We start from the raw sequence: 15572 nt of genomic DNA, 5'->3' as shown, positions 1-15572 counted from the left end.
GGACGCCAGGAATAAAAAAAGCCCCCTGGATGGGGGCTTTGCCATGCCGCGCCGGCTTACCGGCGCGCAAGACTGGACTTACATCGGCGTGACGCGGGTCGGGCCGGCGCCGCTGATCACCTGCACACGTTGGCCGACACTGATGGGCACATCCGCTTCCTGGGCCACGACGCGGGTTTCGCCGTTATCCAGGCGCACCGTGATTTCATAGCCGGAATTCTTGCCGGTCTGGTTTTCGATCGCATTGCCTGCCAGAGCGCCCAGGATGACGCCGCCCACGGTGGCGATGGTGCGGCCGGTGCCGCCGCCAATGGCATTGCCCGCCACGCCGCCCAGCGCGCCGCCTGCCACCATGCCGACGCCGCTGGACTTGTCGTTCTGGATCACGATGGGGCGCACGCCAGTGACCGTGCCAGTGCGGACGATTTGCTCGCGCTGCGCCTGGTCATAGCTGTAGACGCCGCTGGACGCGCTGCGATTGGCGCAACCGCCCAGGACCGCCATCGAGGTTACGACAGCGGCGATGGCCAGCCAGCGACCCGCGCGCGGCGTGACCAGGGAAAAAGTTTTGGTTTGGTTCATTTGGACTCCTCGATCGGCCATTGCCGACGATGCACTCATCATACCCCGGGCCAAGGGCGCGCCCAGCGCAGCTGCAACACACTGAAACGCACCGCCAGAAGCTGAAAACACGGCGGAAAACGCGGTCGGACGAGGCGGCGAAAAACGCCGCTTCCCATCTCCCTGGAGCTCTTCGACCGCGATCGCCGCGGCGGGTTCCCCGAGCCCTCAGACGGGCAGATGAATCCCGTAGGTCGCGTGCAGCACGGCGTCGATCTCGGCGCGCGAAGGCGCGTGGTTCTGCGGCCCGCGCGAAGCAATCTTGATGGCGCCCATGACGTTGCCCAGACGGCAGCTGTCTTCCCAGCTCCAGCCGCTGGTCAAGCCGTACAGCAGGCCCCCACGCTGCGCATCGCCGCAGCCCGTCGGGTCCACCACCCGGGCCGCGCGCACCGGCTCGATCTGGATGGTCTTGCCTTCGGTCAACAAGGTGGCGCCTTCCGCGCCGCGCGTCACCACCACGGCCTGCAGCGTGCGGGCGATGTCTTCCATGCTGCGGCCCGTTCGCTGTTCCACGATGCCTGCCTCGTAGTCGTTCACCGTCAGCGCCTGGGCCAACTTGAGCATGCGCTCCAGGTCCGCGCCGTCGAACAGCGGCATGGCCTGGCCCAGGTCGAAGATGAACGGAATGCCGCGCTTATGCAGGCGTTCGGCATGCGCGAACATGCCTTCCTTGGCATCCGGCGCGACGATGGCCCAGGCCGCGTCGGCGTCGCTCAGGTCGTTCTCCGCCGCGTGCGACATGGCGCCCGGGTGGAAGGCCGTGATCTGGTTGTCGTCCAGGTCGGTTGTGATGAAGCACTGCGCGGTGAAGGTCTCGGGAATGACCTTGACGCGGCTGGTGTCGATGCCCAGCTTGGACAGGCGTTCCAGGTATTCGTCCGCGTCCACGCCCACGGTCGCCACGGGCACGGGCTTGCCGCCCAGCAGATTCATGTTGTAGGCGATGTTGCCGGAGCAGCCGCCGTATTCCTTGCGCATGCTGGGCACCAGGAACGACACGCTCAGCGATTGAATGCGATCGGCAAGGATGTGTTCCTTGAAACGTCCTTCAAACACCGCGATGGTGTCGAACGCCATCGAACCGCAAACCAGGACAGGGGTCGCCATGTCAGTCATCCCTCAAGGAAAGAATTTATCGAGTTGGTAGCCATTGACCTGGACGCCGGTCACTTCAATGGGCACGGAGATCTTCAGATCGCTATTGGGCGCGAAAGGACCACGCAGCTGCTCGGGCGTCAGGTAGTCCTCGGGCCTGAGCACGCGGCGCACAACCGCCGTATCCGACAGGTCGTTCAGGTCCAGCACCAGCGCCGGCCAGTGCTGCGGCTTGTCGTAGCTGTTGCGTAAATTCACTGTCAGCACCAGGCGGCTGCGGCCATCATCGATCGCCGCGGCGCCGGTCGGCGGCTGCAGCGACGACGAAAGAATGTGGATGCGATCCAGGCGGCGCGCGTACCCCACGGTGCAGCCCAACTGCTGGCACGCGGTCTCCAGCACCGGCCGCAGGACCGGCACGGAATTGGCGATATCGGTGCGGTACGCGTACACCAGTTGCAGGCCCAGCGCGATCAGGCCGACCAGGCAGGCATAGCCCCACAACTTGCGCAGCAGACCGTTCCGTTCCTGGCGATCCTGGTCCAGGAACTCGGGCGGCGCGCGGCCCACGTCGGTGGCGCTGGAATAGCGCGTGCGCGTGTCGCCCAGCACCGGCTCGCCGGGTTGGTCGCGGTCGGGAGCATCGCGGTCGGGATCATAGTCGTCGCGGTGTTCGTCCGCGTACTCGTTGTCGTATTCGTCGTCGCGCTCTTCGTCGCGCACGTCCGCGCGGGCGCGGCCGATGGTGAAGGCCGGCTCCGCTTGCGCGCCGCGCGGGGCGGGATCGGCGCGATGGCCGGTCTGCGCAACCGGGGGCAAGGTCCAGCGCGGCTGATCGTCGTCATCGGCGATATCGTCGTCGGCCGGCTCATCGGCCTCGTCATGCTCATGCTCCTGGACGCCCGACTCAGGTTCGGCACGTCGGCGGATGTCGTCGCGGCCGCGCAGGACTGCCGGCGGAATCGCGGGTGCGCTGGAAGCAGGCGTCGCGGGCGCCATGGCGGGCCGGGACGGCTCGGGTTCGTCATCCCAGGGAGGGATCACGAAAGGGTCTGCCGCGGGCGCCGCCGCTGCAGGCCGATACGCGGGGACCGCTGGCGTGGCAGGCGCTTGCGGAACGGCGGGAACCGCCGGAGCCGCCGGAACATGCGAGGTGACCGGAACCTGCGGAGTTGCCGGAACTTGCGGGACGGGCGGAACCTGCGGCGCTACCGGGACCTGCGAGGCGAGCGAAACGTGTGGCGCCACCGGAACTTGCGGAGCAACGGGAGCCGGCGGCGTAACCGACGCCGCGGCCACGGCGGGAACCGCCGGCGTGGCCAGGACCGGTGCGGCCTGGCCCGCGGCCGGCATCTCCGGCATCACCGGAGCCGCCGACACTGCCGGCTGCGGCGCCGCGCCCGCTACCGGCAACAAGCAAGCGCGCCCGTCGAACACGGTCGAGCATGCTCCGCAGCGCACCAGGCCATTACGGACCCGGAGCTGGTCAGGCACCACCTTGAAGGTGGTGCCGCACTGCGGGCAACGGGTGGTCAGGGCCATGGAGCGATCCTGCTGCGGCGGCGCTCAGGCCTTCTGGCCGTGCAGGCACACCCAGCCGTCGCGCGCCCGCCAGACCGACATGGCGATCCAGGGCGCATAGGCGGCGGCCACTTCCTCGGCCTGGCGCTCCAGCACGCCGGACAGGACCAGATGGCCGCCCGCGGCGACGCGTCCTGCCAGCATGGGCGCCAGCACCTTCAAGGGGTTGGACAGGATGTTGGCCACCACCACTTCGAAGGTGCCTTCCGCCAGCCCGTCGGGCAGCATGGCCTGCAGCTCGACGTGGTTGACCTCGGCATTGAAGATCGTGCTCTGCACCGCCTGGGCGTCGATATCCACCGCCTGGGTCGGGCCCGCGCCCAGCTTGCGCGCGGCGATGGCCAGGATGCCCGAGCCGCAGCCGTAGTCCAGCAGCGTGGCGCCGGCCGGCAATTCGGCCTCCAGCCAGGCCAGGCACAGGTGGGTCGTGGGATGGCTGCCCGTGCCGAACGCCAGGCCCGGATCCAGCTCGATGTGGATCGCGCCGTCCTGGGCGGACGCGTCCGGCTCGAAGGCTGGAACGTCGGGGTTGTCGCGGTGCCAGCTGGGCACGATCCACAGGCGTTCGGCGATGTGGATGGGCCCGAACTGCGATTGCGTCAGGCGCACCCAATCCGCGTCGGGCACGTCGCGCAGGCTCCAGCCCTCGAACACGGCGGGATCCAGCTCGCCGGCCGCGGCGGCCTCTTCCATGATCTGCGCGGGATCGGCCCCGTCGGGCAGCAGGGCGACAACGCGGTTGCGGTCCCAGGCCTGCACGTCGGGCTCGGTGCCCGGCTCACCAAACAAGGGACGCTCGTCGTCGGTGCCCAGGTCGGCGTCTTCGACCGACACCGACAGCACGCCCGCTTCCAGCAGGGCGTCCGAGAGAGCTTCGGCCTGCGCCTCCAGGCAATGGAGCACGAGTTCACGCATGATTATTCTTCCATCTGGCCAACGGGCCGCGGCTTGCGCCGCGGCCCGTTCGACCGTAAAACAAAACAGGAACGGCCCGGGGCCAAAGCCCCGGATCGCGGCTCAGGGACGCTGCGCCAACTTGTGTTCCAGGTAGTGGATGCTGGTGCCGCCTTCGATGAAGCGGGCATCCTGCAGCATTTCACGATGCAGCGGGATGTTGGTGGAAATGCCTTCCACCACCATTTCCGACAGCGCGGTGCGCATGCGGGCCAACGCCTGGTCGCGCGTATCGCCGTAGGTAATGACCTTGGCGATCATCGAGTCGTAGTTCGGCGGCACGAAATAGCCGTTGAACGCGTGCGAATCGATGCGCACGCCCGGACCGCCCGGCGTATGCCAGTTGGTGATGCGGCCGGGACTGGGCACGAAGCGGAACGGATCTTCCGCGTTGATGCGGCATTCGATCGCGTGGCCCTTGAATTCGATGTCGCGCTGGCGCAGCGTGAACTTCTCGCCGGCGGCGATCAGGATCTGCTGCTGGACCAGGTCGATGCCGGTGATCAGTTCGGTGACGGGGTGTTCGACCTGGATGCGGGTGTTCATTTCGATGAAATAGAACTCGCCGTTTTCATACAGGAACTCGAACGTGCCCGCGCCGCGGTAGCCCATCTTGCGGCAAGCGTCGGCGCAACGGTCGCCGATGCGCTCGATCAGGCGGCGCGCGATGCCAGGGGCCGGCGCTTCCTCGATGACCTTCTGGTGGCGGCGCTGCATGGAGCAGTCGCGCTCGCCCAGCCAGACCGCGTTGCGGCCGCCGTCGGCCAACACCTGGATTTCGATATGGCGCGGGTTCTCAAGGAACTTCTCCATATAGACTTCCGGATTGTTGAACGCGGCGCCCGCTTCGGAACGCGTCATCGTGACGGCGTTCAGCAGCGCGGCCTCGGTGTACACCACGCGCATGCCGCGGCCACCGCCGCCGCCTGCCGCCTTGATGATGACCGGATAGCCGACCTCGCGCGCAATGCGGATGATTTCCTGCGGATCGTCGGGCAACGCGCCTTCCGAACCCGGCACCACCGGCACGCCGGCTTCGATCATGGCGCGCTTGGCGCTGACCTTGTCGCCCATCAGGCGGATGGTGTCGGGACGCGGACCGATGAAGACAAAGCCGCTCTTTTCGACGCGATCGGCGAAGTCGGCATTTTCGGACAAGAACCCGTAACCCGGGTGGATTGCCTCGGAGTCCGTGACTTCGGCCGCCGAAATGATGGCCGGCATGTTCAGGTAGCTTTCACGCGACGGCGCGGGCCCGATGCACACCGATTCATCGGCCAGGCGCACGTACTTGGCTTCGCGGTCGGCCTCGGAGTGCACCACCACGGTCTTGATGCCCAGCTCGCGGCAAGCGCGCTGAATGCGCAGGGCGATTTCGCCCCGATTGGCGATCAGGATTTTTTCGAACATTTTCAGCTATCAGCCAATGACGAACAGGGGTTGACCGTACTCGACGGGCTCGCCGTTTTCGACCAGGATTTCTTTGATGACGCCGGACTTGTCGGCTTCGATCTCATTGAGCAGCTTCATGGCTTCAATGATGCACAGCGGGTCGCCTTCCTTGACGGTGGCGCCGACGTCGATGAACGGGGCGGCGCCCGGGTTCGGCGCGCGGTAGAACGTGCCGACCATCGGAGCCTTCACGACATGGCCCTGGATCACCGGCGCGGCTTCCGCGGCGGCGGGAGCGGCCGGAGCAACGGCCTGGGCCATCGGCGCGACCGGCACGCCGGCTTCGGGGTGGTGGTAGGCGACCGGCTGCAAGGTCTGCGAGAACTTGACGATCCTCACCTTGCCTTCGCCTTCGGTGATTTCCAGCTCGGCGATACCCGATTCAGCCACCAGGTCGATCAGGGTTTTGAGTTTTCGGAGGTCCATAGAAGCTGCTTCCCGAGATAGTGTCGGCAACGTCCCTTCGTCGGGTCCGTGCCGTATAAGATGTAAATGCCGTGAGTTGGTGCGAGATCAGTGCCGCACTGCGTAGCGCAAAGCCGCCTCGTAGCCGTCCGCGCCCAGGCCGCTGATCAGGCCCACCGCCAAGTCGGACAGATAAGAGTGATGCCTGAAAGGCTCTCGCTTATACAGATTGGACAAATGTACTTCAATAAATGGGATCGCGACCCCAGCCAGCGCATCGCGAATTGCGACGCTGGTGTGCGTATATGCCGCCGCGTTGATGATGATGAAGTCCGTGCCGTCTTGCCGGGCCGCCTGAATGCGGTCAACCAGCGCGCCTTCGTGATTGCCTTGCCACGCTGTCAGCGTGGCGCCCAGTTCGCCTGCGAGCAGCTCGAGCCCCTCGTTGATCTGTTGCAGCGTGAGGCTGCCGTAGATGTGAGGTTCTCGGGTGCCGAGCAGGTTCAGATTCGGGCCATGCAATACCAGTATGTTTTGCGCCATGCGCTTGCCAATGAGTGGTTTGCCAATTGTTGGCAAAACAGCCGATAAACCAGCTTTTTACGCCAATTCCTACTATTTGTCCAACAGACTTACGCCTTTAAACCAGATAAAGTGCGGTCCAGATCATCGGGTTGAATTTCACCCAATATCTTCCGGTTAATTCCGCCATCTGCATTGAAAACAATAGTAAAAGGCAGACCGCCGCTGGGGTTTCCCAGCTTGCGCAGCGTATCGATGGCGCCTGCGCCTATCACCCAGAGGGGATAGGAAACTTGCACTTTCTCGACAAATTTTTGCATGTTCGCGGCTGAATCAACACCAATGCCGACAAATCGGACATTCGGATATTTTTTCTGCAAAGCGTCGAGTTCAGGCATCTCCCGGACGCAAGGCGCGCACCAGGTTGCCCAGAAATTGACCACAATGGGCTGGCCTTTCCAGCCCGACAGCGTATGCGTGGCCCCGTTCAGGTCGGGCAGCTGCATTTGCATCAGGCCGGCGACGGGATCGCCGGCATCTGCGCCCGGCGCCGGCGTCGAGGGCTTGCGGCCCATCAGGGTATAGCCGCCCGCAACCGTGGCGGCTATGGCCACGCCGGCGGAAAGAAGTAGGCGTCGATTCATGGCGCGATCATAACCGCTGCCGCCGTTTTGCGCCGCGCCCGCCGCCACGGGCCCTCCCTCTATATATATACAATGCAGGACAGGAGAGTTTTCAATGCACCTGCATATTCTTGGCATCTGCGGTACGTTCATGGGTGGCCTGGCGCTGATCGCGCGCGCCGCCGGCCACAAGGTCACTGGTTGCGACGCGGGCGTGTACCCGCCCATGAGCACGCAATTGGCCGAACAAGGCATCGAGTTGATCGAAGGCTTCGGCGCCGAGCAACTGGCGCTCAAGCCCGATCTGTACGTGATCGGCAACGTTGTCAGCCGCGGCAATCCGCTGATGGAGGCCATCCTGGACTCCGGCGCGCGCTACGTGTCGGGCCCGCAATGGCTGGGCGACAACATCCTGCCCGGCCAGCATGTGCTGGCGGTGGCGGGCACCCACGGCAAGACCACCACCAGCTCGATGCTGGCCTGGGTGCTGGAAGCCGCGGGCATGGCGCCCAACTTCCTGATCGGCGGCGTGGCGCAGGACCTGCACGTGTCGGCCCGCTACGACCCGTCGCGCCTGCCCTTCGTGATCGAGGCGGACGAATACGACACGGCCTTCTTCGACAAGCGCTCCAAGTTTGTCCATTACCGTCCGCGCACGGCCATCCTGAACAACCTGGAATACGATCACGCCGACATCTTCCCCGATCTGGCCGCCATCGAGACCCAATTCCACCACCTGGTGCGCACCATTCCCGGCTCCGGCCGCATCGTGCGCCCGACGCGGGACGCCGCACTGGACCGTGTGATTGCCCGCGGATGCTGGTCTGAAACCGTCACGTTCGGCGCCGATGGCGCCTGGCAGGCGACGGCGCCGGACGCCGATGGCGCCTTCAGCGTACTGCGCGCCGGCGTGACCGCCGGCACGGTGCGCTGGAACCTCAGCGGCGAACACAACCGCATGAACGCGCTGGCGGCGCTGGCCGCCGCCGAACACGTGGGCGTGCCGGTGGCGCAAGGCATCGAGGCCCTGAGCCGCTTCGCGGGCGTGAAGCGCCGCATGGAACTGCGCGGCACGGTCAACGGCGTCAAGGTCTATGACGATTTCGCCCACCACCCCACCGCCATCGCCACTACGCTGGAAGGCCTGCGCCGCCAGGTGGGTTCGGCCCGCATCCTGGCCGTGCTGGAGCCGCGCTCCAACACCATGAAGCTGGGCACCATGGCGGCCCGCCTGCCCGAAGCCCTGGCCGACGCCGACCTGGTGTTCTGCTTTGGCGCGCATTCCGGCAAGCACGCCCTGGGCTGGAATCCGGCCGAAGTACTGGCGCCCCTGGGCGACCGGGCTTCCAGCTACGATGACATCGGCGCGCTGGTCGCGGCCGTGGCGCAAGCCGCCCGCCCGGGCGACCAGGTGCTGGTCATGAGCAACGGCGGTTTCGGCGGCGTGCACGGCAAGCTGCTGGACGCCCTGCAGGCGCGCGGCTGATCCCGCGGACGACACGGCAAAGGCGAGACATGATTCTCTATCTGCACGGTTTCCGTTCCTCGCCGACCTCATTCAAGGCCCGGATGATGGCCGATGCCATGGCCGCTCGCGGCCTGGCTGCGGACTGGGCCTGCCCGCAGTTGCCCGCCAGCCCGCGCGAGGCCATCGAGCTGGCGATGGATATCGCCAGGCGCCAGCTGGACGGCGCCAGCTCCCCCCGGGCGCTGACCGTGATCGGCTCTTCGCTGGGCGGCTTCTACGCCACCTGGCTGGCCGAGCAGCTGGGCTGCAAGGCAGTGCTGCTGAACCCCGCCGTGGAAGCCGCGCGCGACCTCGCCACCCAGGTCGGCGAGCACCGCATGTATCATTCCGACGCGCCGTTCGTCTTCCGGCCCGAATACGTGGACGAACTGGCCGCCATCCACGCCCCCCGCATCACCCAGCCCGACCGCTATTTCCTGGTCGCGGCCACCGGCGACGAAGTGCTGGATTGGCGCGAAATGCGCGACCGGTACGCGGGCTGCCGCCAGCGCATCGTGCAAGGCAGCGACCACGGTTTGTCCGATTTCGCGGAATGGATGCCCGAAGTGCTTGAATTCGCCCTTGGCGACAAGCAGGTTCGCCCCCAATAATCAGTATCAGACTTCTACACTCTATATAGCTGCGCAAGGCGGCGCGTACGCGCCGCCCAGGACGATCCCCACCATGTATGTGTTTTACGAAGACGACGGCAGCTTCAAGGCCGGCAATATCCTGTCCGAGACCGATGCCAGCCTGCAGGTGGAGTCGGAATCCGGCAAGCGCAGCAAGATCAAGCGCGCCAACACCTTGTTCACCTTCGCCGCGCCCGAACCGGCCGCGCTGATGAGCCAGGCGGCCGCGACTGCCGAAACGCTGGACCTGCAATTCCTGTGGGAATGCGCGCCGCAGGACGAATTCGATTCCCCCGCCCTGGCCGCCGACTACTTCGGCCACGCCCCCACGCCCGTGGAACAGGCCGCGCTGCTGATGCGCCTGCATGGCGCGCCGGCGTACTTCCACCGCCGCGGCAAGGGCCGCTACCGCCCCGCCCCGCCCGACATCCTGGCCGCCGCCCTGGCCGCGCTGGAAAAGAAGCAACGCCAGGCCGAGCAGCAGCAGGAGTGGGTCGACGAAATGGCCGCCGGCCGCCTGCCCGAGCCCATCGCCCAGGCCGCCGAATCCCTTCTGATCCGCCCGGACAAGAATTCGCAGCAATGGAAGGCGCTGGACGCCGCTTGCGCCAAGCTGGGCAAGAGCCCCGACCGCCTGCTGCTGGAACTGGGCGCGTGGCCGCACGCGCTGGCCCTGCACAAACGCCGCTTCCTGGCCGTGAACTTCCCGCGCGGGCTGGCCTTCCCCGACCTGGAACTGCCTCCCATCGACCGCGAGCTGCCGTTGTCCGACGCCGAGATCTACTCGGTGGACGACGTCACCACCACGGAAATCGACGACGCCCTGTCCGTCTCCACACTGCCCGACGGCCGCCTGCGCGTCGGCGTGCACGTGGCCGCGCCGGGCCTGAGCGTGACCCGCGACAGCGATTTCGACAAGCTGGCGCGCGCGCGCCTGTCCACCGTCTACATGCCGGGCGACAAGATCCCGATGCAGCCGGACAACGTCATCAAGGCGTTCTCGCTGGACGCCGGCCGCGAAGTGCCGGTGCTGTCCCTGTACGTCGTGGCCGACCCGGAGACCGGCGAGGTCATCGAATCCGAAACCCGCCTGGAGCGCGTGGTGGTGCGCGAGAACCTGCGCCACAACATGCTGGACGCCCAGGTCACGGAAGCCAGCCTGTCCGACCCGTCGGCCGAGCTGCCCTACGGCCACTGGCTGCGACCGCTCTGGAAGCTTGCGCAAGCCCTGTCGGCCCAGCGCGAGAACGTGCGCGGCAAGCCGGAAAACAATTCGCGGGTGGAATACAGCTTCTACCTGGACGGCAACCCCGACGATCCCGACACGCCGGTGCGCCTGGTGCCGCGCCAGCGTAACGCGCCGCTGGACCGCATGGTGGCGGAATACATGATCCTGGCGAACAACCTCTGGGGCGGCCTGCTGCACCAGCACGGCGTGCCGGGCATCTACCGCTCACAACAGGCCGGCCGCGTGCGCATGAGCACCCAGGCCCTGCCTCATGAAGCCATCGGCGTGCCGCAATACGCCTGGAGCACGTCGCCGCTGCGCCGCTACGTGGACCTGGTAAACCAGTGGCAACTGATCGCCGCGGTCGAGCACGGCGTCTCCGCCCGCCTGGTCGCGCCGTTCAAGCCGCGCGACGCGGACCTGTTCGCCATCATCGGCGCGTTCGATGCGCAATACGCGGCCTGGGCCGAGTTCCAGAGCGCGATGGAGCGCTACTGGTGCCTGCGCTGGCTGAAGCAGCACAACGTGACCCGCACGGTGGCGCACGTGCTGCGCGAGGACCTGGTGCGGTTCGCGAATGCGCCGCTGGTGACTCGGGTGGGGGGAATGCCTGAGCTGGAGCGGGGGACGGCTGTGGAGATTGATATTCTGGGGATGGATGAGTTGTCTCTGGAGTTGGATTGTCGGTATATCGGGGAGATTAGTCCTGCTGTGGGTGGGCAGGAGTAAGGGCTTCTGCTCTGGGGGCTGTTGAGGTCAGCCAGCGAGTTCTTCGTAGGCCGCTCGTCGGCGCGGATGACGTGACGGCTCGCGCCCACGATTGCGGTCCGGAGCCTTCGCTCCGGACTGCCCCATCCTCATCCTCGTGGCCGCCTGCGGCGGCTGCCTTCGGATTCCGTCGGGCGCATCGAGGTTGCGAGCCGTCACGTCATCCGCGCCGACGAGCTACTTAATTCTTGGCTTGGAACGCTGCTAGAGCCGTGGTCAGGCACGATTCTTGAGCTGCCCGCCATTATCGGCCGCGCGGGCGGCCGATAATGACATACGTGATTTTTGAAATTTCGATTGTGCTCGCTCGCGCGCATGCAACGAACGGTTTGCTGATGGTCCCCAGCTCTTGGGGGATGGGCGGTGATGGGTGGCGCGCGACGGACAGCCGCTTGCGCATGCAGACCTGGCGCGCGCCACCCATCCGGCAGCGGTGTTGAACTGGCGATTGTCCGGCGCCCGCGTCAGACGCAGAATGATGGCAGCCCAACTGACTCGAAGGAAAGCCTCTACAACCAAACGCGCGTAACCCGTCAAACCGCCATCCACCGATGCCGGATTACATGCGATCAACGCCACCAGCGCGCAGCGTCATCCCATGACGCAAGACACCGCGTAAGCCCCAAAAGGCCGCCCGCGCGGCCGGCCTGGGGCGGGCCCCGCAAGACTCGCCCCCACCCCTCGGCCGTGGCCAGAACGCCAAGCACACCGACCGCCCCAGCGCCCGTAAAGATTCAACCAGCGCAGCCTGCCGCGTCGGGGGCCTGCGGTGCGCGGGGCGTCGATAAGCCCGAGGGAATCTGAAGGAACCGCCGCAGGCGGTGACGAAGATGACGACGGGGAAGTCCGGAGCGAAGGCTCCGGACCGCAATCGTTGCCCCGCGCACCGCAGGCCACCGACGCGACAGGCGTCTCAAGAACCAACAACTCCCGCAACAAACAACCACAAACCAACAACCGCAAACCCCCACACCCCATTAAACTCCCCCAAAATCCACAAAAGACACGGAGACAACACATGCGCATTTTGCTGGTCGAGGACAATCTCGATCTCGGCGATGCCGTGGAAAGCAAGCTGCGTTTCGCCGGCCACAGCGTGCAATGGGTGCGCGACGGCGTGGCGGCGTTGCGGTGGGGGCTGGATGAAACCTGGGACGCGCTCGTCCTGGACATCAACCTGCCCGGCAAGGATGGCTTCACCGTCATCCGGGAGCTGCGCGCCGCCGGGCTGGAAGCGCCCGTGCTGGTCATGACCGCGCGCTCCGAAATCGAAGACAAGATCGACATGCTGGACCTCGGCGCCGACGACTACCTGGTCAAGCCCTTCGACCTGCGCGAACTGGAAGCGCGGCTGCGCGCGCTGATGCGCCGTCCCGCCGGCCAGACAAGCAGCGTCACCGTCTATGGCAACCTCAGCCTGGACCTCGCCAACCGCAACGTCAGCGTGGCCGGCGCGCCGCTGGAGCTGGGGCGGCGTGAATTCCGCCTGCTGGAGATCCTGGTGGGCAAGCTGGGCCAGACCGTCGCCAAGGAGCGCCTCATGAACCAGCTCTTCGACCTGGATGATGGCACGCTCAATGCGCTGGAACTGCTGATATCGCGGCTGCGCAAGAAGCTGGCCGGCGCTTCGATCGATATCGTCACCGTGCGCGGCGTCGGCTATCAGGCCCGCAGCCATGAACAGCCCTGAAAACTTCTCCATCCGCCGCCGCGTCTTCACACTGGGCGTGCTGCTGCTCGCCTGCGCGTTGATCGGGCTGGTGTTCTTCCTGCGCGGCTACGCGCAGCGGGCGGCGGAGCAGGCGTTCGACCGGCTGCTGGCGGCCTCGGCGCTGACCATCGCCGGTTCGGTGCAGATCGAGGACAACAACGTCACCGTCGAACCACCGGTATCCTCGCTGGCCATGCTGTCGGGCGGCGAACGCGTGTTCTACGAGGCCCGCACCTCGAACGGCCGCCTCATCACGGGCTACGACGACCTGGCGCCCGGCATGCCGCTGGCGCAGTCCGCCACGCCGGTGTTCACCTACCTGAGCTATCACGACGACCCCGTGCGCGTCGCCACCGTGGGCCGGCTGGTGTCCGCCAGCCAGCACGCGGGCTGGGTCACCGTGCGCGTGGCCGAGACGCTGGGCTCGCGCGAGGCCCTGGCCGACGAAATTCTGGGGCGCACCGCCCTGCCGCTGGTGGTGGTGTCGCTGGTGGCGCTGGGCTTGCTCTGGTTCGGCGTGCAGCGCGCCTTCGCGCCGCTAGCCGTGGTGGAGCGGGAATTGCGCAACCGCGCGCCGGACGACCTGGCGCCGCTGGTAACGCCGGTGCCGCGCGAAGTGCGGCGGCTGGTCGAGGCGCTGAACGCCTTCATGCAGCGCCTGTCCGGCATCATGGGCACGCTCAATACCCTGGTGGCCGACGCCGCGCACCAGGTGCGCACGCCGCTGGCCTCCCTGCGCGCGCAGGCCGAGGTCGCCCTGGACGAGACCGATCCGCAGCGGCTGCACGCGCGCCTGGAACGCATCCACCTCAACGCCACGCACGCCAGCCAGCTGATCAACCAGCTGCTGATGGACGCCACCATCACCCACCGCCTGGGCAAGGGCTCGCGCACCCTCGTGGGCGTAGCCGAAACCATCAACGAAACGCGCCGCCGCATCGGCCCGCTGGAGGCGCAGCGCCTGCGCATCGAGATCGCGCCCGAGGTCCGCCGCGCCCGCATCGCCGGCGACCGCGTGGCCCTGCGCGAGATGCTGCGCAATCTGGTGGACAACGCGCTGCGCTATGCGCCGGACGGCACCGTGGACATCCAGGCCACGCCAGTGGCGGGGTTCCGCGTGGCGCTCACCGTGTCCGACCGCGGCCCGGGCGTGGCCGACGACGAAAAGGACGCGGTGCAGCAGCGCTTCACCCGCGGCCGGGCCGGCGAATCGCAGCCCGGCTCGGGGTTGGGACTGTCCATCGTGCGCTCGGTGGCCATGGCCCATGGCGGCTCGCTGTGGCTGCAGGACCGTCCCGGCGGCGGGCTGACGGCGCGCGTGATCCTGCCGCTGGCGCGCTCCGCGCCCGGACGCGCGGCCGCGGCCTGCCTGGGCGCGCTGTGCCTGGCGGGGCTGCTGCTGGGCACCGCGCCCGCCGAGGTGCGCGCCGCCGACGTTCCCGAAATCGTCACCCGCTACCCGGCGCCGCAGCCCACCTCCCGGGTCCTGACCATCGCCGGACCCACGGACACGCCGGTGGTCGCGCCGCTGATCCAGGGCTTCCAGTCGCAACGGCCGGACGTGACCGTGGTGTACCGCGAGATGGGCAGCCGCGAACTCTACGAGGCCGCCGTGGCGGGGCAACTGAAGGACGTGGACGTGCTGATGAGTTCGGCCTCGGACCTGCAGATCCGGCTGGCCAACGACGGCTATGCGCTGAGCTATTCCTCGCCCTATGCCGCCAAGCTGCCATCCTGGGCCATCTGGCGCCACGAGGTCTATGGCTTCACCTTCGAGCCGGCGGTGATCGTCTACAACCCCAAGCGTTTTACCGAAGCCACCGTGCCGCGCTCGCGCCAGGACCTGCTGCGCCTGCTGGAGCGCGATCCGGCGAAACTGCGCGGCCGCATCGGCACCTACGATATTTCGGCCAGCAGCTTGGGCTATCTGCTGGCCGAACAGGACGAGCTGGTGTCGTCGAACTTCTGGGGGCTGGCCAACGCGATGGGCCAGGCCGGCGTGCGGCTGTCGGCCACCAGCGCCCAGATCCTGGACGCGATCGAGAACGACGAGATCGACATCGGCTACAACATCCTCGGCTCCTACGCCCTGTCGCGGCAGGCCGCGGGCAGCCCGATAGGCGTGGTGTTCCCGCAGGATTACGTGCTGGTGCTGGCGCGTTCGGTGCTGATCGCGCGCAAGGCCCCCAGCCCCGAGCTGGGACGCGCGCTGGTGGACTGGCTGCTGTCGCCGGCTGGGCAACAGGTGGCGTCCAGCCATGCCGCGCTGGGCTCCATCATGGAGGACACGCCCGGCCGCTGGACCTCCGAAGCGGTGCTGGCGCGGTCGCAAGGCATCGTGCAGCCGGTGGTGCTCAGCCCCGCCCTGCTGGTCGGCCTGGACCAGCGCCGCCATTCGCGCTTCGTGCAGAACTGGATCCGGCTGGTGACGGACACGCCGCATCCGTAGGCTGGGCGCGGCGCGGTCTCA

The 15572-nt window shown here is 67.0% G+C and carries 13 protein-coding genes; 5 read left to right on the top strand and 8 right to left on the bottom strand.

The genetic code is table 11. The annotated features are described in order from the left end of the window. Window positions 1-78 precede the first annotated feature (78 nt). From HWY37_RS26540 to HWY37_RS26505, 8 genes are all read right to left on the bottom strand, one after another. Entirely contained in the window at window positions 79-582 is a 504-nt protein-coding gene (locus HWY37_RS26540) for an outer membrane lipoprotein (RefSeq protein WP_175207742.1), read from the bottom strand. Between the two features lie 207 nt (window positions 583-789). Next, window positions 790-1731, bottom strand: coding sequence for a carbohydrate kinase family protein (locus HWY37_RS26535; RefSeq protein ID WP_175207741.1), 942 nt, complete (start codon window positions 1729-1731; stop codon window positions 790-792). Between the two features lie 12 nt (window positions 1732-1743). Then, window positions 1744-3261, bottom strand: coding sequence for a DUF3426 domain-containing protein (locus tag HWY37_RS26530; protein ID WP_176090231.1), 1518 nt, complete (start codon window positions 3259-3261; stop codon window positions 1744-1746). Window positions 3262-3285: 24 nt separating this feature from the next. Next, window positions 3286-4215, bottom strand: a complete 930-nt coding sequence (gene prmA, locus HWY37_RS26525) for a 50S ribosomal protein L11 methyltransferase (protein ID WP_176090230.1) — start codon at window positions 4213-4215, stop codon at window positions 3286-3288. Between the two features lie 102 nt (window positions 4216-4317). Beyond that, window positions 4318-5664, bottom strand: a complete 1347-nt coding sequence (accC, locus tag HWY37_RS26520; protein ID WP_175207738.1) for an acetyl-CoA carboxylase biotin carboxylase subunit — start codon at window positions 5662-5664, stop codon at window positions 4318-4320. A 9-nt stretch (window positions 5665-5673) separates the two neighbouring features. Then, entirely contained in the window at window positions 5674-6132 is a 459-nt protein-coding gene (accB, locus tag HWY37_RS26515) for an acetyl-CoA carboxylase biotin carboxyl carrier protein (protein WP_175207737.1), read from the bottom strand. Between the two features lie 87 nt (window positions 6133-6219). Next, the gene (gene aroQ / locus HWY37_RS26510; RefSeq protein WP_013391376.1) at window positions 6220-6654 is read right to left on the bottom strand and encodes a type II 3-dehydroquinate dehydratase; all 435 of its coding nucleotides are present in this window, start codon (window positions 6652-6654) and stop codon (window positions 6220-6222) included. A gap of 89 nt (window positions 6655-6743) precedes the next feature. Then, window positions 6744-7277, bottom strand: a complete 534-nt coding sequence (locus HWY37_RS26505) for a TlpA family protein disulfide reductase (protein WP_176090229.1) — start codon at window positions 7275-7277, stop codon at window positions 6744-6746. A 94-nt stretch (window positions 7278-7371) separates the two neighbouring features. Here HWY37_RS26505 and mpl point away from each other — a divergent pair, with 94 nt between their 5' ends. The 5 genes from mpl to HWY37_RS26480 all read left to right on the top strand — a co-directional run bounded on the left by mpl (window position 7372) and on the right by HWY37_RS26480 (window position 15551). Next, window positions 7372-8742, top strand: coding sequence for a UDP-N-acetylmuramate:L-alanyl-gamma-D-glutamyl-meso-diaminopimelate ligase (gene mpl, locus HWY37_RS26500; protein WP_176090228.1), 1371 nt, complete (start codon window positions 7372-7374; stop codon window positions 8740-8742). A 29-nt stretch (window positions 8743-8771) separates the two neighbouring features. Further along, window positions 8772-9374: a YqiA/YcfP family alpha/beta fold hydrolase gene (locus HWY37_RS26495; RefSeq protein ID WP_176090227.1), complete on the top strand. Its 603-nt coding sequence runs from the start codon at window positions 8772-8774 to the stop codon at window positions 9372-9374. A 73-nt stretch (window positions 9375-9447) separates the two neighbouring features. Then, window positions 9448-11352 (top strand): ribonuclease catalytic domain-containing protein, encoded by a 1905-nt coding sequence (locus HWY37_RS26490; protein WP_175207733.1) that lies wholly within the window; start codon window positions 9448-9450, stop codon window positions 11350-11352. A gap of 1057 nt (window positions 11353-12409) precedes the next feature. Next, window positions 12410-13081, top strand: a complete 672-nt coding sequence (locus tag HWY37_RS26485) for a response regulator transcription factor (protein WP_175207732.1) — start codon at window positions 12410-12412, stop codon at window positions 13079-13081. Next, on the top strand, window positions 13068-15551 hold the full coding sequence (locus tag HWY37_RS26480; protein ID WP_176090226.1) for a sensor histidine kinase: 2484 nt from the start codon (window positions 13068-13070) through the stop codon (window positions 15549-15551). Before HWY37_RS26485 ends, HWY37_RS26480 begins: the two co-directional genes overlap by 14 nt. Window positions 15552-15572 lie beyond the last annotated feature (21 nt).

The sequence above is a fragment of the Achromobacter anxifer genome (assembly GCF_903652925.1).
Lineage (GTDB): Bacteria > Pseudomonadota > Gammaproteobacteria > Burkholderiales > Burkholderiaceae_B > Achromobacter > Achromobacter anxifer.
The sequence above is the reverse complement of the archived record's forward strand: the minus strand, read 5'-3'. Positions and strand labels throughout refer to the sequence as shown.